This is a genomic window from Streptomyces sp. NPDC101160 (genome assembly GCF_044768205.1).
Classification (GTDB): Bacteria; Actinomycetota; Actinomycetes; order Streptomycetales; family Streptomycetaceae; genus Streptomyces.
The window spans coordinates 76,023-100,332 of sequence record NZ_JBIWPJ010000012.1; the positions used below are offsets into that span (position 1 = coordinate 76,023).

The window sequence follows — 24,310 nt, forward strand, 5'->3', positions numbered from 1 at the left end:
GTGGCCGTCGTTCGCGCGTGCTCGCGTGTTCGCGTGCTTCGCGCGGCCCCCTCCGGCGCTTCCCGTCCGAAGGCGCGATCGTAACAGCGGCCTCGGACAAGCCGGGGGTGATTTCGAACTCGTTCAAGCGGCCGGACAGGCGGCCGTCCCGTACTCCTTCACCGGCACCGCCGTGGACGCCCGCTGGATCTCGTCGCGGATCTTCTTCGCGATGAGGTTCTTCCACGGGGTCTTCGGCAGCAGGCGGACCAGGAACATGCGCAGCGCGATCTTCCGGCGGGAGGAGAGCGTCATCTCCTTGGCGAACTTCTCCGCGAAGCGCCGGTTGAGTTCGACGCCCGGGCGCATCAGCTCCTCGTACGCGGCGAAGGCGGCCACGTGGTCGCCGGCGGCGGCCGCGAGTTCGCCGGCGAGGACGTAGGCGCCGGTGAGGGCGAGGCCGGTGCCCTGGCCGGAGGCGGGGGAGGTGCAGTGGGCGGCGTCGCCGAGGAGGACGACGCGGCCGCGGGACCAGCGGTCCATGTGGATGGTGGCGATGGAGTCGAAGTAGAAGTCGTCGGCGTCGGCCGCGTCCGCGATCAGGCGCGGGATCTCCCAGTCGTCGCCGGCGAAGGCGTCGGCGAGGAGGCGCTTCTGGGCGGCGGTGTCGCGGTGGTCGTAGGGGAGTTCGGCGGGGGCGGCGAAGACGAAGCAGTTCTTGGCGGTGCCGGCCCGCTCGCCGGCGGTGGCGTAGACGGAGATCAGCTTGTCCGGGCGGGCGTGGTAGGTCTCCCAGCGGGTCAGGCCGAGCCGGTTGGGCGCCGAGAAGATGGAGATGTACGCGCCGAGGTGGCGCTTGAACTGCCGCTCGTCGCCGAAGACCAGGCGGCGGGTGTGCGAGTGCAGGCCGTCCGCGCCGACCACCAGGTCGAAGCGGCGGACCGTGCCCGAGCCGAAGGTGACGGTGACGCCGTCCGCGTCCTCGGCCAGGCTCGCGATCGAGTCGCCGAAGAGGTACTCGACGTCGTCGCGGGTCCGCTCGTACAGGATCCGGGCGAGGTCGCCGCGCATGATCTCGTCGTCCTGCTCGGTGCGGCCGCCGAAGATCTCGGCGGGCAGTTCGCCGACCGTACGGCCCCGGGAGTCGACGTACGAGCCGCCCGCCATGTCGGTGGAGTGGGCGCGGACCTCGTCGAGGATGCCCATCCGGGCGCAGATCCCGATGGCGTCGCCGCGCAGGTCGACCTTGTAGCCGCCGGTGCGCAGGGCGGGCGCCTTCTCGACGACGGTGGGGACGAACCCGTAGCGGTGCAGCCAGAGGGCCAGGGCGGGGCCGGCGATCGAGGCGCCGGAGATCAGGACGGTCTTGGCAGCACGCATGGCGGGACTCCTTGTCGGGTGGTGCGGGGCCGCTCCGGCCCCCGCACAGACGACTATACGGATGTCCTACACGCTTGTCTATGACGACTGTATAGATCTCAGTTCCGGCCCAGCACCACCGTTCCCGAGGAGCAGAACCAGCCCCCCGTCCCCGACGCCACCGCCAGCTCCGGCAGCGAGCCGTCCGGCCGCCGCACCTGCAGCCCCGGCGCCTCGCCGCGCAGCTGCCGTACCGCCTCCACCAGCAGGAACAGCCCCCGCATCCCCGGGTGGCAGGCGGACAGGCCACCGCCGTCCGTGTTCACCGGCAGCCGGTCCTTCTCCGCGAAGTACGCGCCGCCCTCGCCCTTCGCGCAGAAGCCCAGGTCCTCCAGGGTCACCAGGGTCATGTAGGTGAACGCGTCGTAGATCTCGGCCAGTTCGACGTCCTCGGGCCGCACGCCCGCCCGCTCGAAGGCGAGCCGGCCGCTGACGGCGGCGGGGGAGACCGTGAAGTCCTCCCACTCCGACATCGTGGTGTGCGAGACGTACTCGCCCGTGCCGAGGATCCACACCGGGGCCTTCGCCGTGTCGGGTACGTACTCCTCGGCCGCGAGCAGCACCGCGCAGCCGCCGTCGCTGCGGATGCAGCAGTGCAGCTTGGTGAACGGGTCCGCGATCATCGGGCCGTCGAGGACCTCGTCGACCGTGACCGGGTCGCGGAACATCGCCTCCGGGTTCAGCGCCGCGTTCGCCCGCGCCTGTACGGCGACCTCGGCGAGCTGCTCCAGGGTGGTGCCGTACTCGTGCATGTGGCGGCGCGCGGCCATCGCGTACTTGGCGATCAGGCTGTGCCCGTACGGGACCTCGAACTGGAGCGGGCCGCGCGCCCCGAAGGAGAGGTTGCCGGTGCGACGGCGCGCCCGGATGTCGGCGCGGGCGGTGGAGCCGTAGACGAGCAGGACGGCGTTGGCGCGGCCGGCGGCGATGGCGTCGGCGGCGTGCGCCGCCATGACCTCCCAGGTGGCGCCGCCGACCGAGGTGGAGTCCACCCAGCGCGGGCGCAGGCCCAGGTATTCGGCGACCTCCACCGGGGCGAGGGCGCCGAGGCCCGCCGAGGCGAGGCCGTCGATCAGTGAGCGGTCCAGGCCGCTGTCGGCGAGGGCGCGCCGGGCGGCCTGGGCGTGCAGGGCATAGGGCGTGGCCTCGTCGACCCGGCCGCAGTCGGAGAGGGATATGCCGACGACGGCGACGCGCCGGCGGCGGACCGTTGTGGTGGTGGGCATGAATCTGACGGTACATCAGATTCGGTGGATCGGGAGGTCCGCCGGGCTGTGCTTCTGCTCCGCGCGGTCCTAGCATGACGCACCGTCAGATACGAGGGACCCCGGAAGGGAGACCCATGCGTACCGCCGCCGTCACCCAAGAGCAACGGGAACAACAGGAACAACAGGAACAACGGGCACAACAGGAGCGGCAGGAGCGGCAGGAGGTGCGGCGGGAGATCCGCCGCACCCTGCGCGAGCTCCTCGCCAAGCGCGCCGGACCGGCCGGGACCCGCGCCGCCGTCGCCACCCCCGAGGGCTACGACACCGGACTCTGGACCGCCCTCGCCGGCACCCTCGGCCTGCCCGGCCTCGCCCTGCCCGAGCGGTACGGCGGAGCCGGCTGCGGCCCCGCCGAACTGGCCGTCGCCTGCGAGGAGACCGGCCGCGCCCTCACGCCCTCCCCGCTCCTCGCCACCGCCGTCCTCGCCGCGCCGCTGATCGCCGCGCTCGGCACCGAAGCGCAGCGCGCCGACCTGCTGCCCCGCATCGCGGACGGCTCCCTCACCTGCGCCCTCGCCCTGCCCGGCGGCTCCCTCCCGCTCGCCCTCGACCTCGTCGGCGACAACACCGCCACGCCCTGGGCGGGCGGCGGCCGCTCCGGCGGCGTCCAGGCCGTGCCGCTGCCCGACGGCGGCTGGTCGCTGTACGGGGAGGCCGGCCACGTCCTCGACGGGCACAGTGCCGGGCTGCTCCTGGTCGCCGCGCACACCGGCGGCTTCCCGCGCAGCCGTACCCTGCTCTTTTTTGTGAAGGCGGGCGCGACCGGTCTCGTACGCCGCCGGGAGGCCACCCTCGACCTCACCCGGTCCCAGGCGACCCTCGAACTCCGCGACGTGGCAGCGGAGTTGCTGGGTGAGGAGCCGCTGGACGTGCTCGGCGCGCTCGCCGCGACCGGGTGCGCCGCCGCCGTCGCGCTGGCCGCCGAGGCCGTCGGCGCCGCCCGAGGAGCCCTTGACCGCACCGTCGAACACGCCGCCACGCGCGAGCAGTTCGGCCGGCCCATCGGCTCCTTCCAGGCCCTCAAGCACCGGCTCGCCGACCTCCTCGTCCAGATCGAGTCGGCGCGCTCGCTCACCCACTGCGCGGCGGCGGACGGCGATCCCGTCTCCGCCGGGCTCGCCCTCGCCCAGGCCCTCGACGCCCAGCGGGCGGCGGCCGCCGAGACGATCCAGCTGCACGGCGGGATCGGCGTCACCTGGGAGCACGACGCGCATCTGTACTTCAAGCGGGCCGCCGCGGACGAGCTGCTCTTCGGCCCGGCGGCGGGCCTGCGGGCACGGGCCGCCGAGCGCGCCGCCCTCTTCGGTGAGGCGGGCGGGGCGGGCGGAACGGGCGGGGCGGGCGGAACGGGCGAGGCGGGCGGGACGGGGGAGGCCGCCACGGCCTCCGGGGCCTTCGGGGCCTTCGCGGGCTCCGCGGGCTCCGCGGCTTCCGGGGCCTCGGGGGAGGTGGCGTAGGTGCCGATCGGGCTGCGCGTGATGCAGAAGGTCTCCTCCACCCGTACCTTCGCCAAGGTCGCCCCGCACTTCATCCCCGCCATGGACCGGGCCGTGCACCGGCTGACCCGGGGGAAGGTGATGCTGAGCGCGCGCATGCTGCCGGGCGTCGTCCTCACCGCCAAGGGCGCGAAGAGCGGGCAGCCGCGGGTCACCCCGCTCGCCTGCATGCCGGAGCCGGACGCCGGCACCTGGGTGCTCGTCGGCTCCAACTTCGGCCGGCCGGGGCATCCCGCCTGGACCGCCAACCTGCTCGCCCATCCCGACGCCGAGGTCAGCTGGCGCGGCGAGAGCTTCCCCGTACGGGCGCGGCTGCTCACGGGGGAGGAGCGGGCGGAGGCGTGGCGGGCGGTGCTGGCGTTCTGGCCGCCGTACGCGACGTACCAGGCGCGGATCGAGCGGGAGATCCGGCTGTTCCGGCTGACGCGCGCCTGATCCGGGCCGGGCGCAAAAAACCGGCGGTGGTCCCACGCACGCTTACACGTACGCGGGACCACCGCCGGCGCGACAGGACGGGTGAAGGAAGCGGGGCGCTCCCCGGGCTGCGGGGTTACTTCGTCGGCTTCTTGCCCGTGATCCCCAGATGCACCAACAGGGCCAGGTTCGGCTTGAGTTCGGCCTGCTTCACACCCCAGGTCTGGAAGCCCTTCTGGTGGCCGGCGACCGCCGCCAGCATCGCCACCAGCGAGCCCGCCATCGCCGCGGGGCTGATGTCCTTGTCGACCTTGCCCTTCGACTGGAGCTCCTTCACCGCGTCCGTGAGGGAGTTGGTGACCGAGTTCAGGATCTTCATGCGGATCTTGTAGAACCGCTTGTCGCCCTCCGCGGCCCCGAGGTCCACCACCCGCAGGATCGCGTCGTGCTTGCGCCAGAAGTCCAGGAATCCCTCGACCAGTTCCTCGGAGGTCTGCCACCCGGCCTTGCCGACCCAGGAGCGGCCGGAGACCAGCTCGGTCAACCCCGCGCCCTCCTTGGCCATTTCCTCCGCGATCTCGAGGACGGCGCCCTCGACGTCAGGGAAGTACTGGTAGAACGTCGCGGGTGAAGTCCCCGCCTTGCGGGCCACGTCGATGACCTTGACGTCCCGGTAGGGCGAGGAGCTGAGCATCTCACCGAGGCAGTCGAGCAGCTTCTGCCGCGTCGCCTGGCCGCGTCGTCCGGCCACGCGGCCGTCGACGGTGCGTACTTGTCCTGTCATGCCGTCAGCTTACCGAGGGGTGATCCGCGCGCGATTCGGCCGACTGCAAATGGGGGCCACCCTCGCCGGAGGGGTCCCGCGGCGCCTCCCGGCCCGGGGGGCCCGCGGGGCCGCCCGGCTCCATCCACAGCACATCAATCTTATTAACAGCCTGTGGAAAACTTCGGTGGACAACCGACGGGCCGGGCGTCGCGGCGTGCGCCGCCGGGATCCGGCACCCATCCTGAAGCCATGGCCGTATTCACACAGGGCACCCCGTGCTGGGTGGACGCCCAGCTTCCCGACCTCCAGGCGGGCAAGCGCTTCTACGGCGAGCTGTTCGGCTGGAGCTTCGACCCCGACCGCGACGAGGCCCTGCTGCGCGGCCGCCGCGTGGCCGGGCTCCTGCCCAAGCGGGACGGGCGGATGCCCACCACCTGGACCGTCTACCTGGCGGTCGGCGACGCGGGCATCGCCGCCGAGCGGGTGAAGGCCGCCGGCGGCCGGATGGTGATGGAGCCCTATCCCGTCGGCCCCTTCGGCGTCCTCGCCCTGGCCGCCGACCCCGGCGGCGCCGTCTTCGGGCTGCGGCAGGCGGGTGACGCCGACGGCTTCGAGGTCGTCGACGAGCCCGGCGCCTTCTGCTGGCTGGAGGTCCACACGAGGGAGCCGGACGCGGTCGACACCTTCTACGCCTCCGCCTTCGGCTGGCTCGGCCGCCAGTCGCAGCCCGCGGGCGCCACGGAGGCCGACTACCGCGTCTGGTCCCCGCCCCGCTCCGGGGCGGGCTCCTGGCCCGCCGCCTTCGGCGGCCGCGCCGTCATCACCGACGCCTTCCCCGCCGAGCTCCCCGGCCATGTCCTCGTCCACTTCGCCGTCCGCGACTGCGACACCGCCTGCGCCACCGCCGTCCGCCTCGGCGGCCGGGTCACCACCGACCCCGCCGACACCCCGCACGGCCGCACCGCCGTCCTCCAGGACAACCAGGGCGCGCGTTTCGCCGTCCTTGAGAAGCGGGCGGCGAAGCCACCCGGGTGAACACCCGCGTGAACACCCGGGTGAACACCCGCGTGACGGCCGCCGCGACAGCCGGAAGGCAGCTGGAAGGCAGCCGGAAGGCAACCGGAAGGACGGGTGCCGGGACGGTCGAAATGACCTGTGACACCCCGATCCGCCCCCGGGTTCGCAACCACCGCCCCGGACAGGAACAATCAGGGTCCACGGGGCCGTACCCTCATGGCCCTACGGGGAGGTGGCAGGCAAGTGGAGCAGCTGACGCAGCACGACCCGAGAAGGATCGGGCCCTTCGAGGTGCTGGGCCGGCTCGGCGCGGGCGGAATGGGCCTGGTGTATCTCGCGCGCTCGGCGTCCGGGCGGCGCGTGGCGATCAAGACCGTCCGGACGGAGCTCGCCGAGGACCAGCTGTTCCGGGTCCGCTTCACCCGGGAGGTGGAGGCCGCGCGGGCGGTCTCCGGCTTCTACACCGCGGCCGTCGTCGACGCCGATCCGCGCGCCGCCGTGCCGTGGCTCGCGACCGCGTACGTCCCCGCTCCCTCCCTCGAAGAAATAGTGAACGAGTGCGGGCCGCTCCCGGCCCAGGCGGTGCGCTGGCTCGCGGCCGGCGTCGCCGAGGCCCTGCAGTCGATCCACGGCGCCGGGCTCGTCCACCGCGACCTCAAGCCGTCCAACGTCCTCGTCGTCGAGGACGGCCCCCGGGTGATCGACTTCGGCATCGCGTCCGGCGTCTCCAACACGCGCCTGACCATGACCAACGTCGCCGTCGGCACCCCCGCCTACATGTCGCCCGAGCAGGCCCGCGACTCGCGCAGCGTCACCGGCGCCAGCGACGTCTTCTCGCTCGGCTCGATGCTGGTCTTCGCCGCCACCGGCCATGCCCCGTACCACGGCGCCAACCCCGTCGAGACGGTCTTCATGCTGCTGCGGGAGGGCCCGGACCTGGAGGGGTTGCCGGACGAGCTGCGGCCCCTGATCGACGCGTGCATGCAGATGGACGTCTCGAAGCGGCCCACCCCGGCCGACCTCCAGGCGATGCTCGCCCCGCACCTCTTCGGTTCGGCGGACGGCGGCGACGACAGCGGCACGGCCGCGGCCTGGCTGCCGCAGCGCGCCACGGCCATGATCGAGTCGCGCCGCGGCGGCCGGCCCAGCGCCCCGCCGCCCCCGGTCGCGCCGCCCGTGCCGCCGAGCCCGCCCGGCGATCCGCGCGGTGGCGAGCGGCCCGGCGGTGACCGGCCCGGTGGCGGCCGTCATGCCGGGCCCGCGGCCGAGCCGGTCGGGGCCTCCGCCGTCGCCCCCGCATCCGGCGACGGCGGTCCCGTACGGCTCGCCGGCGCCGCCGTGCCCATCGGCCCCGGCCCCCGGGTGGCCGACACCCGCGCCGCCGTCGGCGTCGGCCTCGGTGCCGCCGCCGGCACCGCCACCGGCTGGATCCGCCCGCCCGGCGGCGGCCCGCACGGCGCCGAGCCGGGCCCGCCGCCCGGCGCCCGCCCGCTGCCGGGAACGCAGCCCGGTCCGCTGCCCGGTCCGCTGCCCGGTCAGCAGCACGGTTCGCTGCCCGGCCCGGCCCAGGCGCCCGACGCGCAGCAGGGGCCCGCGCACTGGCGCCCGTGGCGCTTCCGCATGTCCAACGACGTGTGGGGCACCCCGGTCGTCGACGGCGACCTGCTCTACGTCACCTCCTTCGAGGTGCACGCCCTGGACACGGCGAGCGGCCGGCGCCAGTTCAAGACGCGGGACGTGGCCTGGTCGATGGCCGTGGCCCAGGGCCGTATCCACGGCTCCGACGGACCCACCCTCTACGCGCTCGACGCCCACGACGGCAGCGAGCGGTGGCGGCTGCACACGGACGCCTGGGTGTACTCCCTCCGGGTGGACCGCGGCACCGTCGTCACCGGCACGCGCGGCGGCGGCGTCCAGGCCTGGGAGGCGTCCAACGGCGCCAAGCTGTGGGAGCTCACCGGCGCCCAGACGGACTTCGAGACCCCGGAGGGCGGGCCGGCCGTGCACGGCGACACCGTGTACGTGTGGCGCGACGCCCGGCTGGTCGCGCTCGACGCCCGTACGGGCACGGAGCGCTGGTCGTACCCGATCGGCGACGCCGCCTCCTGCGCCCACGTGCCGGTGCGGGTGGCGCCGGCCGAGGACGGCTGCGTGTACGTGTCGGCCGGCACCCGGGTCCTCTCGGTGGACATCGCGAGCGGTCACGTGCGCTGGCACTTCGAGGCGCCGGCGGTCTTCCTCTCCCCGCCCGCCTTCGCGCCCGGCCCGGCCGTCACGGGCGGCGGGGTGTACCTCGCCGACCACCTCGGCACGGTGTACGCGCTCGACGCGACGACCGGCAAGGACCGCTGGCGGATCGCGACCGAGCCCCGGCAGTCGACGGAGCCGGTGCTCGTCGCGGCGGGCAACGTCCACGTCGGCAGCGGCAGCGCGCTCTACACCCTGGACGCGGTCACCGGCACCCCGAAGTGGCGGTTCGCGGCCGGCGGCGAGCTGATCGGCACGCCGGTCGTCGCCGACGGGCGGGTGCACTTCGGCTCGGCCGACCACGTCCTCTACACGCTGGACGCGAGCGGCGGGCAGCTGCGCTGGAAGCTCGCGACGGGCGGCGAGATCACCGGCTCGCCGGTGGCGAGGAACGGTGTCGTGTACGCGTGCAGCAAGGACCGCTGCGTGTACGCGCTCGACGCGGTGAAGGGCACGGCGACGAACCGCACGTCGTGACGTCGTCAACGTGGTGACGGGTGGCGTCAGGCCCGGTGCTCGGGAGGCGGCATCCCGTCGTCGCGCCCGGGGTCCTGGCCCTGGCCCGGGTCACGGCCCTGGCCCTGGCCCTGGCCCGGGTCGCTTCCGGGGTCGCGCCCTGGCTCCCGGCCCTCATCCCAGCCCGGTTCGCGTCCCGGGTCCCGGCCCGGGGCCCGCGGGCCGTCCGAGGAGGACGGTGCCGGTGCGTCCCCGGAGGGCGGTGCTTGCTCCGGCGGGCGGCCGTCGGACGTCGGGTGCGTGGGCGGCGGCAGCCGGTCCACGCGGGTGGCGTGCGGCCTGGGCCGCCCGGACATCACGAACGCGCCGACGAGGAGCAGCACCCCGCCGCCGAGGGCCAGCGCGACGCCGCTGCCGAGCCCCCGCCCGTCCGAATGGACGTTCAGCCCGTTCTCGGCCTGCCCGACCCGGGCCATCCACAGGATGGTGAAGCCGAGCACGACCACCCCGGCGACGGCGACGACCACACGGGAGCGCAGCACGATCCCGATCAGGGTGAGCAGCGCGGCGAACGCCATGGGCAGGAAGAGCGAGCCGATCACCTCGGCCTTGACGTCGGTGATCCCGGTGCCGGTGAACAGGTCCTCGATGCGGTAGTCGCGCCCGTGACGGCCGTCGTACCAGGCACGGAAGGGGCTCCATACGGCGGCCGTCGCTCCGGCGAGGGCCAGGACCGAGCCGACGATGTTGCGGATCACCGATCGGCCTCCTTCGGTCGGACTCCCGTTCTCGACGCTACGCCGGGCGTAGGGGGCCCGCCAGGCGGCGGCGGCACGGCGCGGTACGGCGCTAAGGTGACGCGCACACGTCGAAATGGAGGGGGACGTCCATGGTCCGCACCCGGCTCAAGCTCGCGGCGACGCTGACGGTGGTGGTGCTCGCGCTCACCGGTTTCCAGACGGGCAGCCATGGCGGCCACGGCAGCGGCGGCAAGAGCTCCAGCGGCAAGAGCAGCAGCCGGTCGGGCAAGAGCAGCGGGTCGGGCAAGAGCAAGAGCAGCGGTGGCGGGGGCGGCGGCTGCACCAGCTCCAAGAAGAAGAACAACGACTACGACGACTACGACGACGACTACGACAACTCGGGCGGCTCGGGCGGCTCCACGGCCACCCCGTCGCCGAGCCTGTCCCCGTCGGCCGAGGCGTTCGCCGACGTCGTCGACTGCGTCAAGCCGGCGCAGCCGAAGCGGAAGGGCAAGCCGGCCCGCCGGGCGGACACCACGGCCACGGTGAAGATCACTTCGGAGGAGTTCGACACGAAGACCTTCCGGGTCGTGGTGGCCTTCGTCGACGCGTCCTACAAGGAGGTGGACCGGGCCGACGCCGTGGTCACGGTCGGCAGCCGGGGCACGAAGACCTTCGAGCTCGCGATGACGAACCCGAAGGCCGTCGGCCGGGTGAAGCGCTGCTACGTGGACGAGGTGCGCGAGGTCCCGCAGGGCACCCCAGCGCCCACCCCTAGCGCGTCCTGAAGCCGCTCCCCCTTCTCGTGAACAGCGCCGCCTGCCGCTCCGGCGGCAGGTTCCCCAGCGTCACCAGGTGCGGCGCGTGGGCCAGTGCCTGGGCGCGGCCGGCGTCCTTGGCCGCCCACAGGGCCCGTACCGTGCCCTGCACCGCCTCCGTCGGGTACCCGGCGATGACCGCGGCCGCCTCCCGCGCCGCGGCCTGCGCCCCGCCCCGTACCGTCAGCTCGGAGACCAGGCCGGTCTCGTGGGCGCGCCGGGCGGAGATCCGCTCGGCGGTGCCCATCAGGGCCATCCGGGCGACCTCCCCGAACGGCATCCGCTGCGCCATGTGGATGGTCTCGAAGGCGCTGACCATGCCGTAGGTGGTGTGCGGGTCGAAGAACTCGGCGCCCTCTCCCGCGATCAGGAACTCGGCCTCGCCGAGGAGGTAGAAGGCGCCGCCGCAGGCCATGCCCTCGACGGCGGCGATGACCGGTTTCCACAGGTCGTTGGCCTTGGGGCCGATGGCGACGAGCGGGTCGTCGATCGTGTACGGGGACGAGGGCTGCGGCACCCGGCCGGCGTCCTCGCGGTCGATGCCGGTGCAGAACGCCCGCCCGCCGGCCCCGGTCACGACGATCGCGCGGACCTCGTCCTCGTAGCGGAAGCCCCGCCAGACCTCGCCGAGCCGGCGCGCCATGTCGAGGGTGATCGCGTTGTGCTTGTCGGGGCGGTCGAGGGTGACGACGGCGACGCCGGTCTCCTTGTCGCGTTCCACGGAGATCGTCATCCGCGCTCCAGGAGCCAGCGGGGCACGGTGACGCCGTCGATCTCGGTGAAGGCGACCTTCACGGCGGCGCCGATGCGCAGCCGGGCCGGGTCGACGGAGTTCAGGGGCGCGTCGGGGGCGGCGACGACGTTGCCGGCGAGGCGGATGCGGGGCGCGTCGGCGAGTTCGACGAGGACCGCGTTGTACGGGGCCTGGGCGGCGTAGTCGGGGAGCAGTGGCGGGTGCGGGACGACGAAGGACCAGATGCGGCCGCGGCCGGACATCGGCCGCCATTCGGCGGCGAAGGACTGGCAGTGCGGGCAGCAGGGGCGGGGCGGGAAGCGGAGTTCGCCGCAGTCCGCTTCCGCGCATGCCTGGACGCGTAGTTCGCCCCGGGCGGCGTACTCCCAGAAGGGTGCGCCGTCCTCGTCGACGAGGGGTACGAGCATGTTCAGCTCCTCAGCAGGATCGCGGACGTGGGGACGCCCTCGCCGGCGGTGACGAGGCAGCTGGCGGCGTCCGGCACCTGGGCGGTGGAGACGCCGCGGAGCTGCTTGACGCCCTCGGTGATGAGGTTGAAGCCGTGGACGTACGCCTCGGAGAGCCCGCCGCCGCCGGTGTTGAGGGGCAGCCGGCCGCCGATCTCCAGGGCGCCGCCTTCGGTGAAGGCGGCGCCTTCGCCGCGGCCGCAGAAGCCGTAGCCCTCCAGGGAGAGCGGGACGAGGGGGGTGAAGGCGTCGTAGATCTGGGCGACGTCGATGTCGTCCGGGGTGAGGTCGGAGTTCTTCCAGAGGTGCCGGGCGGCGGTCCAGGCGGGGCCGGAGAGCGGGTCGTCGTTCCAGTAGTTGACCATGCCGTGGTGCTGGGCGGGCAGGCCCTGGGCGGCGGCGTGGACGTAGACGGGCTTCTGGCGGCAGTCGCGGGCGCGCTCGGCGGAGACGACGACGCAGGCGAGCGCGCCGTCGGTCTCCAGGCAGTTGTCGAAGAGGCAGAGGGGTTCGCTGATCCAGCGGGAGGTCATGTACATCTCGCGGGTCAGCGGGCGGTCGTACATGATCGCGGCCGGGTTCTGGTTGGCGCGGTTGCGGCAGGCGAGGGCGACGTTGAAGAAGTGGTCGCGGGTGGCGCCGTACTCGTGCATGTAGCGCCGGGCGAGCATGCCGATCTCGTCGGCGGGCCGCAGCAGTCCGAAGGGCCGGGTCCACTGCCCGGGGGTGGGGAGCTGGACGGCCGTGTTCTTCCAGGGCCGCGGCCCGCTGCCCCGTTTCCTGGACCGCCAGGCGACGCCGACGGTGGCCTGGCCGGTGGCGACGGCGGCGGCGAGGTGGCCGACGGTGGCGCAGGAACCGCCGCCGCCGTAGCCCACTTTGCCGAAGAAGGTGACGTCTCCGGCTCCGATGGCCTTCGCCACCTCCACCTCGTCGGTCTCCTCCATGGTGTACGAGGCGAAGGCGTCGACCTCGGAGGGTGCGATGCCGGCGTCGTCGAGGGCGGCGAGGATCGCCCGGCAGGCGAGGGTCTTCTCGGACTCCGGGAGGTGTTTGGCGAAGGGTGTCTGCCCTATTCCGACGATGGCGGTGCGGTCCTTGAGCACGGCGCCCCCTGGCTTGGCCCGATGGCTGACGGTGGCCGACAGCTGCTGACAGCGCGTCAGGCTACAGCTAATCTGACGGATAGTCAGCTACGGAGGGGAGCGGTCATGGAGTGGGGCTCGATACCGGAGTTGGTGCGCTGGTCGGCCGAGCGGTACGGCGAACGGGAGGCGGTCGTCGACGGCCGCACCCGGATCAGCTACGCGGAACTCGGCGCGCGCGTCGAACGGGCGGCGGCGGCCTGCCTCGCCGCCGGGGTGCGCGTGGGGGACCGGGTCGCGATCTGGGCGCCCAACACCCTCGACTGGATCGTCTCCGCGCTCGGCGCGGTCACCGCCGGCGCGGTGCTCGTCCCGCTGAACACCCGCTTCAAGGGCACGGAGGCCGCGGACGTGCTCGCGCGGTCGGGGGCGCGGCTGCTGTTCGTGACGGGCACCTTCCTGGGGACCTCGTACGTGGCGTCGCTGCGGCGGGCCGGGGCGGCGCTGCCGGACCTGGAGCGGGTCGTGGTGTTCGGGGACACGGCGCCGGACGAGCCGGGATACGCGACGTGGAAGTCGTTCCTGGCGGAGGGCGCGGTGGTCGGGCCGGAGGAGGTGCGGTCGCGGGCGGCGGCCGTCGAGGGTTCCCTCCCCTCGGACATCATCTACACCTCGGGCACCACGGGCCGCCCCAAGGGCGCGGTCATCACCCACGAACAGACGCTGCGCTGCTACGCGGTGTGGAGCGAGCTCGCCGGGCTGCGCGAGGGCGACCGCTATCTGATCGTGAACCCCTTCTTCCACACCTTCGGCTACAAGGCCGGCATCGTCGCCTGCCTCCAGCGCGGCGCGGTGATGGTCCCGCAGCCCGTCTTCAACGTCGACACCGTCCTCGCCAACATCGCGGCGGAGCGGATCTCGGTCCTCCCCGGCCCGCCCACCCTCCACCAGTCCCTCCTCGACCATCCGTCGCGCTCGACGTACGACCTGTCGTCCCTCCGCCTGGTGGTGACAGGGGCGGCGGTCGTGCCTCTGCAACTGGTCGAGCGCCTGCGGGCGGAACTGGGCGTGGGCACCGTCCTGACCGCGTACGGCCTCTCCGAGGCGAGCGGCATCGTGACGATGTGCCGCCGGGGCGACCGGCCGGAGGTGATCGCGAGCACGTCCGGCCGCCCCATCCCGGACACGGAGCTCCGCCTTTCGCCGTCGGGCGAGGTCCTGGTCCGCGGCTTCCACGTGATGCGCGGCTACTACGAGGACGAGGAGGCCACGGCGGCCGCGATCGACGAGGACGGCTGGCTCCACACCGGCGACGTCGGCGTCCTCGACGACGCCGGCAACCTCCGTATCACCGACCGGGTCAAGGACATGTTCATCGTCGGCGGCTTCAACGCCTACCCGGCCGAGATCGAGCAGCTCCTCGGCCTCCACCCCGACATCGCCGACGTCGCCGTCATCGGCATCCCGGACCCGCGCCTGGGCGAGGTCGGCAAGGCCTTCGCGGTCCGCCGCCCGGGCGCCCGCCTGACGGCCGACGACCTGATCGCCTGGTCGCGCCGCGAGATGGCCAACTACAAGGTGCCGAGAGAGGTCGAGTTCGTGGCGGAGCTGCCGCGGAACGCGAGCGGCAAGGTGCTGAAGGGCGCGCTGCGGGCGCGCCCCTGACCCGTACGACCCGCAGCTATGGCAGGGCCCGCCCGGTCCGCGCCCCTGACCCGTACGACCCGCAGCCATGGCAAGGGCCCGGAACCGGTTGTCCCGGTCCGGGCCCTTCCCCCCTCTGCGCGCTCGTGGCGTGCGATCCCCCCACGGCGACGACCGGTCCCCACCAGCCGCCGCACGAGGTCCGCCGATCATGCGCCCGCCCGGGCCCGGGCGGCGAACCGGCCGGGCGACTTCGTCAGGTCCGCGGACATGGCGGAGGGGCCGGGCGGCTCAGCCCGGCCCCTCCCTTCGGGTCCGCTCGGTGCGCGTGGGCCCTGCCCCAGGATTCCCCCCGGTCCCCTCGGGCGTCCCCCGAGCCCCGCGCTTCCGTCCGGTCCCGTACGGTCCCGGCGACTCCCCCGATGGTGCCGCCGGAACCGCCCCCCGTTACCCCCGTGGTGAGACGGCTCAGATCTGCGTCGGCTTGAAGGGCTCCGACGTGGCGTGCATGTCCTTCGTGGTGATGAGCTCCTCGCTCGCGCCACCCACGACCTTCGCGGTGATCGCGTCGATCGCCGGCTCGGACGTGGCGTGCATGTCCTTGGTGGTGATCTCCTCGTTGCCGCCCGTGGCGTGCATGTCCTGGGGCGCCACGACCGCGTTGTTCTCGATCGGGTTGCTCATCTTGTCAACTCCTGCGTCTGATGCCTGGAATCCGTTGCGATCCGTCCGGCCGCTCCCCCGTGACCAGCCGGACGGACCGCTCGTGGCCGCTCACCCTAGTTGCCAGGAGTGACGGCTGTGCCGGTGACCCGTGTGCCCCCCGACGCGACGGATCGACAAGGAAGAGCATGCCGGGCGGCGATAAACGAACGATGAACGTGCTGGCGGAGGGGGCGACGCGGCCGCCTCCACCCGGTTCCTAAGCCGCTGCCGCGGGAGCGAGCAGCAGGCGGACGCCGGACGCCTCCGGTGCGTCGAGCGACTCGAAGATGTCGAGCGCCTCCTGCCAGCAGACCTGGGCGCGGCCGGACTGCCCGATGCCCTGGAGCGCGCGGCCGAGCACGGTCAGGACGTTGCCGCGCCGCCACTCGCCGCCGATCCCGCGGAGGACGGTGAGTGCCATCTCGGCGTTCGCCGCCGCCTGGGCATGGCGTCGCGCCGCGATGTCGACCTCGGAGAGACGGAACAGTGTCATTCCTTCCCAGAGCCGTTGCCGGCTGTCGCGGAAGACCTCCAGCGCCTCGCTCAGCCGCTCCACGGCCTCGTCCAGACGCCCTGCCGCGGTGAGGGCGAGCCCCAGCGCGTAGCGGCCGTTGGCGCCGCGCAGCGCGTGCCCCATCGAGTCGTAGATCCGGGTGCCTTCCTGGGCGAGCGCTATGGCCTTCGCGGTGCGCCCGGTCGCCAGGTGGATCCGGGACAGGTTGCACAGGGCGCTCGCCTCGCCCGGCCGGTCCTCGATGCCTCGGAACCGCTCGATGGCATGGGCGAGATGCACCTCGCCCTCGTCGAAGCGGTTCTGGTACAGCGCGATGATCCCCCGCGCGTTGGCGGACCAGCAGGCGGGCAACGGGTCCCGCGCCGCATCCGCGTGCGGCAGCGCCAGCTCGGCGTCGCGGTCGGCCTCGGTGAACCGGCCGGCGGTGTGGTGGACGCCCGCGAGCGCCGTCAGCGCCCGGCCCTCGGCCCGCGCGTCGCCGAGCTGGTGGGCCGCGTCGCGGAGCAGGGAGCCCACGGCCTCGAACTCCTTCGCGTTGGCGCCCGACTCGCCCAGGTCCAGCGCCGCCCACAGCAGGTCCACCGCCCGTCGCAGCGTCCCCTTGGCCGGCGCCGACTGGCGCACGCACGCCAGGATGCAGTTGGCCTCGGCGTAGAGCCAGTCCTGGGCGGCGTGGCGGTCGGTGAAGGTGAGGCCGGCGTAGTCCGTCGGCTCGAGGTGGTCGACGAGGCGGTCGCCGGGGCGCTCCAGCGCGTACACCTGCGCCGCCGTCGACAGATAGAAGTCCAGCAACCGCGACAGCGCCAGCTCCCGCTCCACCGGCGGGTGTTCGTCGCGTTCCGCGCATGCACGCGCGTAGAGGCGGACGAGGTCGTGGTAGCGGTAGCGGCCCGGGGCGGCGGACTCCAGGAGGGAGGTGTCGACCAGGGCCTCCAGGAGGTCCTCGGTCTCCCATTCCGGGAGGTCGACGACGGCCGCGGCCGCCGCCAGCGAGATGTCGGGGCCGTCCGCCAGGCCCAGGAGGCGGAAGGCGCGGGCCTGGGCCGGCTCCAGCTGGCCGTAGCCGAGTTCGAAGGTGGCCTTGACGGCGAGGTCGCCGGCCTGGAGTTCGTCGAGGCGGCGGCGTTCGTCGGCGAGCTTCGCGGCGAGGGTGGAGACCGTCCAGGTGCGGCGGGCGGCCAGGCGGGAGGCCGCGATGCGGATCGCGAGCGGGAGGAAGCCGCAGGCGGCGACCACGTCGAGTGCGGCCTCCCGCTCGGCGCCCACCCGCTCCGCGCCCACGATGCGGGTGAAGAGCTGGAGGGCCTCGTCGGGGGACATGACGTCCAGGTCGACGAGGTGCGCGCCGGCCAGGTCGAGCATGCGGATGCGGCTGGTGACGAGCGCGGCGCAGCCGGCCGTGCCGGGCAGGAGGGGGCGGATCTGGGCGGCGTCGCGGGCGTTGTCCAGGAGCACGAGCACCCGGCGCCCGTCGAGGGTCGAGCGGTAGAGCGCGGCGCGCTCGTCCAGGGAGTCCGGGATCGCCGAGTCCGGGGTGCCGAGGGCGCGCAGGAAGGCGCCGAGGACCGTCTCCGGGGCGGCCGCCCGCGCGCCGGCGCCCTGGAGGTCGACGTAGAGCTGGCCGTCCGGGAAGTGCGGGCGGGCCGCGTGGGCCACGTGCACGGCGAGGGTGGTCTTGCCGACGCCGCCGATGCCCGCGAGCGCGGACACCGCCATGACGGACCCCTCGGCGGTGGCGAGCCGGTCGCCCAGTTCCCGTACGAAGGCGGCCCGGCCGGTGAAGTCGGGGACGGTGGCGGGGAGTTGGGCGGGACGCGCGATCGGTGCGGCGGCCGGCGCCTGCTCCTCGACGGGCCGGGCCAGTTCGGCGTCGGCCTGGAGGATGCGCTGCTGGAGCCGGGAGAGCTCGGGGTTCGGGTCGACGCCCAGCTCGTCGGCGAGGAGGCGGCGGGTGTCCGCGTACACGGCCAGGGCCTCCGCCTGCCGGCCGGACCGGTAGAGGGCGAGCATGAGGAGCTCCCGGAGCCGCTCCCGCAGGGGATGCGCCGCGGTCAGCGCGGTCAGCTCGGAGACCGCCTCGGCGTGCGCCCCGACCTCCAGGTCCAGGTCGAGCCGGCTCTCCAGGAGCTGCAGCCGCCACTCCTCCAGGCGGGTGCGCTGCGTCTCGGCGTACGGCCCCGGTACTGACGCCAGCGCCTCGCCGTCCCACAGCGCGAGCGCCTCGTTCAGCCGGTCGCGGGCCACCCCGCGGCGCCCGGCCGCGCGCAGCTTCTCCGCCTCGGCGGCCAGGTCCTGCGCCCGGGCGACGTCGAGGGCGGCGCTCGTGGTGCGGATCGCGTATCCGCCCGACTCGCTGACGAGGACGCCCGGGTCGAGCACCTTGCGCAGCCGGGAGGCGTACGTACGGACCGCGGCCAGCGCCTGCGAGGGCGGCTCCTCGCCCCAGATCGCGTCGATCAGCTCGGCGGCGGTGGCGGTACGGCCGTCGCGCAGGAGCAGGGCGGCGAGCAGGGCGCGCTGCTGGGGCGAACCGGTGGGCAGGGCCGTCTCGCCACGGGACGCGCGTACGGGTCCGAGCACGCCGAAACGCAGGTCGGCGCCGCCCTTGTCTGCGGCGTCCGCCGGAACCGCCGCTTCCGCGCGAGGCTCGGCGACCGGCCCGGCCGCCTCCGCCGGAACCGCCGAATCCGTCGTCGGAGTCCGCTGCTCCGGAACTCGCGGCCCGTTCTCACGGTGCATAGCTCCCCCTGCCCGTACCGCTGGTTTCGCCCAAGACAGTCTGCCTTGTCCGGAGGGGGTGCGTCAGCATCGGGTCGGTCGATCTCGGGCATCGAACCGGTCGATGGACCCCTTCCTCACCGGCGACCGTACCCCGCAAAGCTGACGGATCGTCAGATCGGCGCTACCGTGAAACGCATGGAGAGCTTCCCCAAGATCATCTCGGTGGACGACCACACCGTGGAGCCCCCGCACGTCTGGCAGGACCGGCTCCCGTCCCGTTACCGCGACACCGGCCCCCGGATCGTCCGCGCACCCCTGAAGGAAATGACCTTTCTGGGCGGAAAGTTCGCCCCCGTGATGGGGGCCAAAGGAGACGAAGGCCCCATCGGCGACTGGTGGGTCTACGAGGACCTGCACCGCCCCCTCACCCGCCTCGACACCGCCGTCGGCTACGACCGGGACGAGATCCGGCTGGAGGTGATCACGTACGAGCAGATGCGCCCGGGCTCGTACAGCGTCCCGGACCGCCTCGCCGACATGGACGTCAACCACGTCCAGTCCGCCCTCTGCTTCCCCACCTTCCCCCGCTTCTGTGGACAGACCTTCACCGAAGCTTCGGATCGTGAACTCGGTCTTCTCGGCGTCCGGGCCTACAACGACTGGATGGTCGAGGAGTGGTGCGGGCCCGAGGCGCGCGGGCGGCTGATCCCGCTCACCCTGATCCCGCTCTGGGACCCGGAGCTCGCCGCCGCCGAGGTCCGCCGCAACGCCGTCCGCGGCGTCCGCGCGGTCGCGTTCTCCGAGATACCGCCGCACCTCGGGCTGCCGTCGGTCCACACCGACCACTGGGACCCGTTCCTGCGCGCCTGCGACGAGACCGGCACCGTGATCGCCATGCACATCGGCTCGTCCAGCCGCATGCCGTCCACCTCCGCCGACGCCCCGCCCGCCGTCGGCTCCACCATCACCTTCGCCAACTGCTGCTTCTCGATGGTCGACTGGCTGATGAGCGGCAAGTTCGAGCGCTTCCCCAACCTGCGGATCATGTACGCCGAGGGGCAGATCGGCTGGATCCCCTACATCCTCGAACGCGCGAACGTCGTCTGGGAGGAGAACCGCGGCTGGGGCGGCGTGGCGGAGAAGGTGCTGCGCCCGCCGTCGGAGCTCTTCGCCGAGCACGTCTACGGCTGCTTCTTCGACGACGCCTTCGGCCTGCGGAACCTGGACTCGATCGGGGTCGGTAACGTGCTCTACGAGACCGACTACCCGCACTCGGACTCCACCTGGCCCAAGTCCCGCGAGGTCGGCGAGGCCCAGATGGGCCACCTGGCGCCGGACGTCGTCGAGCGGATCGTCCGCGGCAACGCCATCGAGCTGCTCGGGCTGACGGAGGACGGCCTCTGGCCCGGCCCGTGACGTACGAAGCCCCCGCGCGCCACCTGTCGGCAGCCGTGCGGGGGCTCAAGGCATCAGTAGCTGCCGGTGCGGGTGTACTTGAGGCCGCCGGCGCCGTCGACCATGCCCTGCGCGTACGAGGAGACGCCCGCGTCGTTCACCATCGGCGTGTAGCAGGAGCTGGAGCCGGCGTACACGGTGCAGGAGTAGCTGCGGCCGTCGGAGTTGCGGATGACCGTCGCCTGGGCGCACGCGTGGCCCGCCGACGCGTTGCCGCAGGCGCCCTGCGTGTAGTCGAGGGTGATGCGGGCCCAGGTGGTGCGGCAGCCCGAGTTGTAGCGCAGCTCGATCGTGCCCTGGTAGGTGCCGAAGTACGGGTCGTTCAGGCTCGCCGACGAGACCGTGCTGGTGGTGCCGCCGCAGCTGGTGGACGCCGGGTCCCAGCCGTCGTAGGTGGCCGCCTGGGCCGAGCCGCCGGTGGCGACCAGGCCGCCCGCGGCGAAGAGGAGGGCGGTGCCGACCTGGGCGGTGCGGCGCAGAAGGGTACGCATCAGTTCTCTCCCGGGGGTGTGGGGCGGGCGGATCAGTAGCTGGCGGTGCGGGTGTACTTGTCGCCGCCCGCGGTGTCCGTGTAGCTCTGCGCGTACGAGGAGACGCCGGCGTCGTTGACCATCGGCGTGTAGCAGGAGCTGTGGCCCTCGGTCACGGTGCAGGAGTAGCTGGCGCCGTCGGAGTTGCGGATGATCCACCCCTTCGGGCAGGCGATGCCGGCCGACGAGGTGCCGCAGGCGCCCTGCGTGTAGTCCATGGTGATGCGCGCCCAGGTGGTGCGGCAGCCCGAGCTGTAGCGCAGCTCAAGGGTGCCCAGGTGGTTGCCGTGCGGGTCGGTCATCGCGGCCGACGAGACGGTGCTGATGCCACCGCAGCCGCTGCTGGCCGGGTCCCAGCCGTCGTAGGTGGCGGCCTGGGCCGAACCGCCGGTGGCGACGAGGCCGGCCGCGGCGAAGAGGAGGGAGGTGCCGGCCAGGGCCGTGCGGCGCAGGAGGGTACGCATGGAGGGGGTCCGATCGTGCGAAGGGTCAACCGTGGGGGGTGTGATCACGGTGCGGCACGGTCCCGCCCGTCGTCTTGGACGAATGCGCACACCTGGTCCGCTGCCGGGCTCCGCTGTGGTCGCTCCGCTCCCGTGAGGAGCGGCCCGGCCGGAGGGGGCGGCCGGAGGGGCCGGCCGAGGCGGTGGCTGTCACGACCCTTGTCTGACGGGTCATCAGAGGACAGCATGGGGCGGTCGCCTCAACTGACGGCACGTCAGATAATGACCCGAGGGAGTCCCCATGGTGGTCTACGGGATGCAGCTGCCCGTCCAGTCCCAGAGCACCCTCTACGCCGAGTCCTGGGAGGCCGCCGCCGGGCCCGCTGACCTGCTCGCGGTCGCCCGCGCCGCCGACGCCCTCGGCTTCGACTACGTCGCGAGCTGCGACCACGTCGCCATCCCGCGCCGGCTCGCCGCCGCGATGAGCACCGTCTGGTACGACCCGGTGGCCACCCTCGCGTACCTCGCCGCCGCCACCGAGCGCGTCCGGCTGCTCTCGCACGTCGCCGTCGTGGGCCTGCGGCACCCGCTGGTCACCGCCAAGGCGTACGCGACCCTGGACCACCTCTCCGGCGGCCGGCTCGTCCTCGGCGTCGGGGCCGGGCACGTGCGGGAGGAGTTCGAGGCGGTCGGGGCCGACTTCGCCGGGCGCGGCGGCGTGCTCGACGAGACGATCGACGCGCTCCGGGCGGCCCTCGGGCCCGCGGAGTACCCGGCGCACGACGGCCCGCACTTCGCCTTCCGCGACCTCGGGCAGCGGCCCCGGCCCGCCCAGGACCGGGTGCCGGTCTGGGTCGGCGGCTCCTCTCCCGCCGCCGTGCGGCGCGCCGCGCTCAAGGGTGACGGCTGGCTGCCGCAGGGCGACCCGCGCGGCCGGCTGCCCGAGCAGATCGCGAAGCTGCGGCGGCTGCGCGAGGAGGCCGGGATCGAGGCGCCGATCACCGTCGGCGCCATCACCGAGGCGCTGTACGTCGGCGAGCCCGGCTGGGACGCCGGCCGCCGCACCCTGAGCGGCAAGCCGCAGGCGCTGGCCGAGTCGCTGCGCGCGTACGGCGAGATGGGCGTGCACCAGATCCAGGTGCGCTTCCGCTCCCGCAGCCGCACCGAACTCACCGACCAGATGGCGGCGTTCGCCGCCGAGGTCGCCCCCCATCTGAACTGAGGAGTGTGGTGCACATGGGCAAGCTGGACGGGCGCGTCGTCGTCATCACGGGCGCGGCGCGCGGGCAGGGCGAGCAGGAGGCGCGGCTCTTCGCCGCCGAGGGGGCGCGGGTCGTCCTCGGGGACGTCCTGGACGACCGGGGCGAGGCGCTCGCCAAGGAGCTGGGCGCCGACCAGGCCGTGTACGTCCACCTGGACGTGACGAGCGAGGCGGAGTGGGCGGCGGCCGTGGCGAGCGCCAAGGAGCGCTTCGGCCGGATCGACGGGCTCGTGAACAACGCGGGCATCCTGCGCTTCAACGAGCTGGTGTCGACGCCGCTGGCCGAGTTCCAGGCGATCGTGCAGGTCAACCAGGTGGGCTGCTTCCTGGGCATCAGGTCGGTGGCCCCGGAGATCGAGGCGGCCGGCGGCGGCACGATCGTCAACACCGCCTCGTACACCGGTGTCACGGGCATGGCGGGCGTCGGCGCCTACGCCGCCACCAAGCACGCCGTCCTCGGGCTCACCCGGGTCGCGGCCCTGGAGCTGGCGGGGAAGGGGATCCGGGTCAACGCGGTCTGTCCGGGCGCCATCGACACCGCGATGAGCAACCCGGAGGGCGTGGACCCGGCGGCGACGGCGGAGCTGTACCGCGGCCTCGTGCCGCTGGGCCGGATCGGGCGGCCGGAGGAGGTGGCGGCGCTCGCGCTCTTCCTGACCGGCGAGGAGTCGTCGTACATCACGGGGCAGCCCTTCGTGATCGACGGCGGCTGGCTGGCCGGCGTCAGCCTCTTCTGACTCATCTGACGCTTCGTCAGGTATTGACACGCAGGACCACATCCAAGAATCTGACGGAACGTCAGAAACTCACAAGGGCGGTGAACTTCCTTGGAATTCGGGATCTTCGTACAGGGATACGTCGGCAAGCGCGCCGAGACCGATCCCGAAGCCGAGCACAAGGCGCTCATGGAGGAGACCGAGTACGTCATCCAGGCGGACCGGTCCCACTTCAAGTACGCCTGGGCCTCCGAGCACCACTTCCTGGAGGAGTACTCCCACCTCTCCGCGAACGACGTCTACCTGGGCTACCTCGCCCACGCCACCGAGCGCATCCACCTCGGCTCCGGCATCTTCAACCCGCTCGCGCCCGTCAACCACCCGGTCAAGGTCGCCGAGAAGGTCGCCATGCTCGACCACCTCTCCGGCGGCCGCTTCGAGTTCGGCTCCGGCCGCGGCGCCGGCTCCCACGAGATCCTCGGGTTCATGCCGGGCATCACCGACATGAACCACACCAAGGAGATCTGGGAGGAGACCATCGCCGAGTTCCCCAAGATGTGGCTCCAGGACGAGTACGAGGGCTTCCAGGGCAAGCACTGGTCGCTCCCGCCGCGCAAGGTGCTCCCCAAGCCGTACGGCAAGTCCCACCCCGCCATGTGGTACGCGGCCGGCTCCCCGTCCTCGTACGCCATGGCCGGCAAGAAGGGCCTCGGCGTCCTCGGCTTCAGCGTCCAGAAGGTCTCCGACATGGAGTGGGTCGTCGAGTCCTACAAGACCGCGATCAAGGAGGCCAAGGCGGTCGGCGACTTCGTCAACGACAACGTCATGGTCACCTCCACCGCGATCTGCGCCGAGACCCACGACAAGGCCGTCGAGATCGCCGTCGGCGGCGGCCTCAACTACCTCCAGTCCCTCCTCTTCCGCTACCACGACACCTTCCCGCGGCCCGAGGGCATCCCGGAGTGGCCCGAGCTGCTGCCCGAGTACTCCGCCGAGATCATCGAACTCCTCATCGCCGAGGAGCTGATGATCTGCGGCGACCCGGGCGAGGTCCTCGCCCAGTGCCGGCGCTGGGAGCAGGCCGGCGCCGACCAGCTGTCCTTCGGCCTGCCGATCGGCATCTCCTACGAGGACACGATGAACACGATCAAGCTGATCGGCGAGCACGTCATCCCGGAGATCGACACGGACCCGGTGCACCGGACGACGCGATTCCGGCAGTCGGCGGGCAGCTGACGCAGGGCGGCTGACGCAGGGCGGCTGACGCAGGACAGCCGACGTCACGGCTGACCTACGAGCACGGGGCGGCGTCTTCCCGGACCGCCACCCCGTACCGGCCCCGGCCGGAGACCGTTTCCGCGGCGGCCTCCGGCCGGGGCACACCCGCGCCCAGGCCCACGTCCACGCCCACGTCCG

Annotated in this window: 21 protein-coding genes; 10 read left to right on the plus strand and 11 right to left on the minus strand. The window is 73.2% G+C overall.

Annotated elements, in window-relative coordinates; all coding sequences use genetic code 11:
* Window positions 1-123 precede the first annotated feature (123 nt).
* Together ACIRSU_RS33260 and ACIRSU_RS33265 are read right to left on the minus strand one after the other, a co-directional pair.
* On the minus strand, window positions 124-1,359 hold the full coding sequence (locus ACIRSU_RS33260) for an FAD-dependent monooxygenase (protein WP_403800290.1): 1,236 nt from the start codon (window positions 1,357-1,359) through the stop codon (window positions 124-126).
* Between the two features lie 98 nt (window positions 1,360-1,457).
* Window positions 1,458-2,624: a thiolase C-terminal domain-containing protein gene (locus ACIRSU_RS33265; RefSeq protein ID WP_403800293.1), complete on the minus strand. Its 1,167-nt coding sequence runs from the start codon at window positions 2,622-2,624 to the stop codon at window positions 1,458-1,460.
* 116 nt (window positions 2,625-2,740) lie between these two features.
* On the opposite strand from ACIRSU_RS33265, the gene ACIRSU_RS33270 reads away from it, so the two are divergent.
* Both ACIRSU_RS33270 and ACIRSU_RS33275 read left to right on the plus strand, forming a co-directional pair.
* Complete coding sequence (locus ACIRSU_RS33270) at window positions 2,741-4,123, plus strand: acyl-CoA dehydrogenase family protein (protein WP_403800294.1); 1,383 nt, start codon at window positions 2,741-2,743, stop codon at window positions 4,121-4,123.
* A gap of 21 nt (window positions 4,124-4,144) precedes the next feature.
* On the plus strand, window positions 4,145-4,597 hold the full coding sequence (locus tag ACIRSU_RS33275) for a nitroreductase family deazaflavin-dependent oxidoreductase (protein WP_403800591.1): 453 nt from the start codon (window positions 4,145-4,147) through the stop codon (window positions 4,595-4,597).
* 115 nt (window positions 4,598-4,712) lie between these two features.
* On the opposite strand, the gene ACIRSU_RS33280 is transcribed toward ACIRSU_RS33275, so the two are convergent.
* Window positions 4,713-5,360, minus strand: coding sequence for a TetR family transcriptional regulator (locus ACIRSU_RS33280; RefSeq protein WP_365348631.1), 648 nt, complete (start codon window positions 5,358-5,360; stop codon window positions 4,713-4,715).
* 231 nt (window positions 5,361-5,591) lie between these two features.
* On the opposite strand from ACIRSU_RS33280, the gene ACIRSU_RS33285 reads away from it, so the two are divergent.
* Window positions 5,592-6,377: a VOC family protein gene (locus ACIRSU_RS33285; RefSeq protein ID WP_403800296.1), complete on the plus strand. Its 786-nt coding sequence runs from the start codon at window positions 5,592-5,594 to the stop codon at window positions 6,375-6,377.
* A gap of 225 nt (window positions 6,378-6,602) precedes the next feature.
* Complete coding sequence (locus tag ACIRSU_RS33290) at window positions 6,603-9,083, plus strand: PQQ-binding-like beta-propeller repeat protein (protein WP_403800299.1); 2,481 nt, start codon at window positions 6,603-6,605, stop codon at window positions 9,081-9,083.
* Window positions 9,084-9,109: 26 nt separating this feature from the next.
* Here the strand turns inward: ACIRSU_RS33290 and ACIRSU_RS33295 are convergent, their stop codons facing one another.
* The gene (locus ACIRSU_RS33295) at window positions 9,110-9,820 is read right to left on the minus strand and encodes a hypothetical protein (protein ID WP_403800302.1); all 711 of its coding nucleotides are present in this window, start codon (window positions 9,818-9,820) and stop codon (window positions 9,110-9,112) included.
* Window positions 9,821-9,951: 131 nt separating this feature from the next.
* Here ACIRSU_RS33295 and ACIRSU_RS33300 point away from each other — a divergent pair, with 131 nt between their 5' ends.
* Window positions 9,952-10,590 (plus strand): hypothetical protein, encoded by a 639-nt coding sequence (locus ACIRSU_RS33300; RefSeq protein WP_403800305.1) that lies wholly within the window; start codon window positions 9,952-9,954, stop codon window positions 10,588-10,590.
* Here the strand turns inward: ACIRSU_RS33300 and ACIRSU_RS33305 are convergent.
* Genes ACIRSU_RS33305 through ACIRSU_RS33315 form a run of 3 tightly spaced genes read right to left on the minus strand, consistent with a single transcriptional unit; the run spans window position 10,577 to window position 12,926 of the window.
* Window positions 10,577-11,353, minus strand: coding sequence for an enoyl-CoA hydratase/isomerase family protein (locus ACIRSU_RS33305; protein ID WP_403800308.1), 777 nt, complete (start codon window positions 11,351-11,353; stop codon window positions 10,577-10,579). The genes ACIRSU_RS33300 and ACIRSU_RS33305 overlap by 14 nt on opposite strands.
* Window positions 11,350-11,781: a Zn-ribbon domain-containing OB-fold protein gene (locus tag ACIRSU_RS33310; RefSeq protein WP_403800311.1), complete on the minus strand. Its 432-nt coding sequence runs from the start codon at window positions 11,779-11,781 to the stop codon at window positions 11,350-11,352. Before ACIRSU_RS33310 ends, ACIRSU_RS33305 begins: the two co-directional genes overlap by 4 nt.
* Before the next feature lie 2 nt (window positions 11,782-11,783).
* On the minus strand, window positions 11,784-12,926 hold the full coding sequence (locus ACIRSU_RS33315; protein WP_403800314.1) for a lipid-transfer protein: 1,143 nt from the start codon (window positions 12,924-12,926) through the stop codon (window positions 11,784-11,786).
* 105 nt (window positions 12,927-13,031) lie between these two features.
* Between ACIRSU_RS33315 and ACIRSU_RS33320 the strand changes: the two genes are divergently transcribed.
* A complete protein-coding gene (locus ACIRSU_RS33320) occupies window positions 13,032-14,570 on the plus strand; it encodes a FadD3 family acyl-CoA ligase (RefSeq protein WP_403800317.1) in 1,539 nt (512 codons plus the stop codon).
* 447 nt (window positions 14,571-15,017) lie between these two features.
* On the opposite strand, the gene ACIRSU_RS33325 is transcribed toward ACIRSU_RS33320, so the two are convergent.
* Window positions 15,018-15,233 (minus strand): hypothetical protein, encoded by a 216-nt coding sequence (locus ACIRSU_RS33325; RefSeq protein ID WP_403800320.1) that lies wholly within the window; start codon window positions 15,231-15,233, stop codon window positions 15,018-15,020.
* A gap of 238 nt (window positions 15,234-15,471) precedes the next feature.
* A complete protein-coding gene (locus ACIRSU_RS33330) occupies window positions 15,472-18,507 on the minus strand; it encodes a BTAD domain-containing putative transcriptional regulator (protein WP_403800323.1) in 3,036 nt (1,011 codons plus the stop codon).
* 177 nt (window positions 18,508-18,684) lie between these two features.
* On the opposite strand from ACIRSU_RS33330, the gene ACIRSU_RS33335 reads away from it, so the two are divergent.
* The gene (locus ACIRSU_RS33335; protein ID WP_403800326.1) at window positions 18,685-19,905 is read left to right on the plus strand and encodes an amidohydrolase family protein; all 1,221 of its coding nucleotides are present in this window, start codon (window positions 18,685-18,687) and stop codon (window positions 19,903-19,905) included.
* Between the two features lie 53 nt (window positions 19,906-19,958).
* On the opposite strand, the gene ACIRSU_RS33340 is transcribed toward ACIRSU_RS33335, so the two are convergent.
* On the minus strand, window positions 19,959-20,435 hold the full coding sequence (locus tag ACIRSU_RS33340) for a DUF2690 domain-containing protein (RefSeq protein ID WP_403800329.1): 477 nt from the start codon (window positions 20,433-20,435) through the stop codon (window positions 19,959-19,961).
* 32 nt (window positions 20,436-20,467) lie between these two features.
* Window positions 20,468-20,938: a DUF2690 domain-containing protein gene (locus ACIRSU_RS33345; RefSeq protein WP_403800332.1), complete on the minus strand. Its 471-nt coding sequence runs from the start codon at window positions 20,936-20,938 to the stop codon at window positions 20,468-20,470.
* 280 nt (window positions 20,939-21,218) lie between these two features.
* Here ACIRSU_RS33345 and ACIRSU_RS33350 point away from each other — a divergent pair, with 280 nt between their 5' ends.
* The 3 genes from ACIRSU_RS33350 to ACIRSU_RS33360 all read left to right on the plus strand — a co-directional run bounded on the left by ACIRSU_RS33350 (window position 21,219) and on the right by ACIRSU_RS33360 (window position 24,130).
* A complete protein-coding gene (locus tag ACIRSU_RS33350; protein ID WP_403800335.1) occupies window positions 21,219-22,139 on the plus strand; it encodes a TIGR03619 family F420-dependent LLM class oxidoreductase in 921 nt (306 codons plus the stop codon).
* Window positions 22,140-22,153: 14 nt separating this feature from the next.
* Entirely contained in the window at window positions 22,154-22,915 is a 762-nt protein-coding gene (locus tag ACIRSU_RS33355) for an SDR family NAD(P)-dependent oxidoreductase (protein WP_403800336.1), read from the plus strand.
* Window positions 22,916-23,005: 90 nt separating this feature from the next.
* Window positions 23,006-24,130, plus strand: coding sequence for an LLM class flavin-dependent oxidoreductase (locus ACIRSU_RS33360; protein WP_403800339.1), 1,125 nt, complete (start codon window positions 23,006-23,008; stop codon window positions 24,128-24,130).
* Window positions 24,131-24,310 lie beyond the last annotated feature (180 nt).

What these genes read in the sequence shown, in the direction of transcription:
- ACIRSU_RS33355 (WP_403800336.1), top strand. Translation starts at nt 22,154, where the DNA reads ATGGGCAAGCTGGACGGGCGCGTCGTCGTCATCACGGGCGCGGCGCGC.
- ACIRSU_RS33270 (WP_403800294.1), top strand. Translation starts at nt 2,741, where the DNA reads ATGCGTACCGCCGCCGTCACCCAAGAGCAACGGGAACAACAGGAACAA.
- ACIRSU_RS33310 (WP_403800311.1), bottom strand. Translation starts at nt 11,781, where the DNA reads ATGCTCGTACCCCTCGTCGACGAGGACGGCGCACCCTTCTGGGAGTAC.
- ACIRSU_RS33335 (WP_403800326.1), top strand. Translation starts at nt 18,685, where the DNA reads ATGGAGAGCTTCCCCAAGATCATCTCGGTGGACGACCACACCGTGGAG.
- ACIRSU_RS33265 (WP_403800293.1), bottom strand. Translation starts at nt 2,624, where the DNA reads ATGCCCACCACCACAACGGTCCGCCGCCGGCGCGTCGCCGTCGTCGGC.
- ACIRSU_RS33300 (WP_403800305.1), top strand. Translation starts at nt 9,952, where the DNA reads ATGGTCCGCACCCGGCTCAAGCTCGCGGCGACGCTGACGGTGGTGGTG.
- ACIRSU_RS33330 (WP_403800323.1), bottom strand. Translation starts at nt 18,507, where the DNA reads ATGCACCGTGAGAACGGGCCGCGAGTTCCGGAGCAGCGGACTCCGACG.
- ACIRSU_RS33320 (WP_403800317.1), top strand. Translation starts at nt 13,032, where the DNA reads ATGGAGTGGGGCTCGATACCGGAGTTGGTGCGCTGGTCGGCCGAGCGG.
- ACIRSU_RS33350 (WP_403800335.1), top strand. Translation starts at nt 21,219, where the DNA reads ATGGTGGTCTACGGGATGCAGCTGCCCGTCCAGTCCCAGAGCACCCTC.
- ACIRSU_RS33305 (WP_403800308.1), bottom strand. Translation starts at nt 11,353, where the DNA reads ATGACGATCTCCGTGGAACGCGACAAGGAGACCGGCGTCGCCGTCGTC.
- ACIRSU_RS33325 (WP_403800320.1), bottom strand. Translation starts at nt 15,233, where the DNA reads ATGAGCAACCCGATCGAGAACAACGCGGTCGTGGCGCCCCAGGACATG.
- ACIRSU_RS33340 (WP_403800329.1), bottom strand. Translation starts at nt 20,435, where the DNA reads ATGCGTACCCTTCTGCGCCGCACCGCCCAGGTCGGCACCGCCCTCCTC.
- ACIRSU_RS33280 (WP_365348631.1), bottom strand. Translation starts at nt 5,360, where the DNA reads ATGACAGGACAAGTACGCACCGTCGACGGCCGCGTGGCCGGACGACGC.
- ACIRSU_RS33345 (WP_403800332.1), bottom strand. Translation starts at nt 20,938, where the DNA reads ATGCGTACCCTCCTGCGCCGCACGGCCCTGGCCGGCACCTCCCTCCTC.
- ACIRSU_RS33275 (WP_403800591.1), top strand. Translation starts at nt 4,145, where the DNA reads ATGCAGAAGGTCTCCTCCACCCGTACCTTCGCCAAGGTCGCCCCGCAC.
- ACIRSU_RS33285 (WP_403800296.1), top strand. Translation starts at nt 5,592, where the DNA reads ATGGCCGTATTCACACAGGGCACCCCGTGCTGGGTGGACGCCCAGCTT.
- ACIRSU_RS33260 (WP_403800290.1), bottom strand. Translation starts at nt 1,359, where the DNA reads ATGCGTGCTGCCAAGACCGTCCTGATCTCCGGCGCCTCGATCGCCGGC.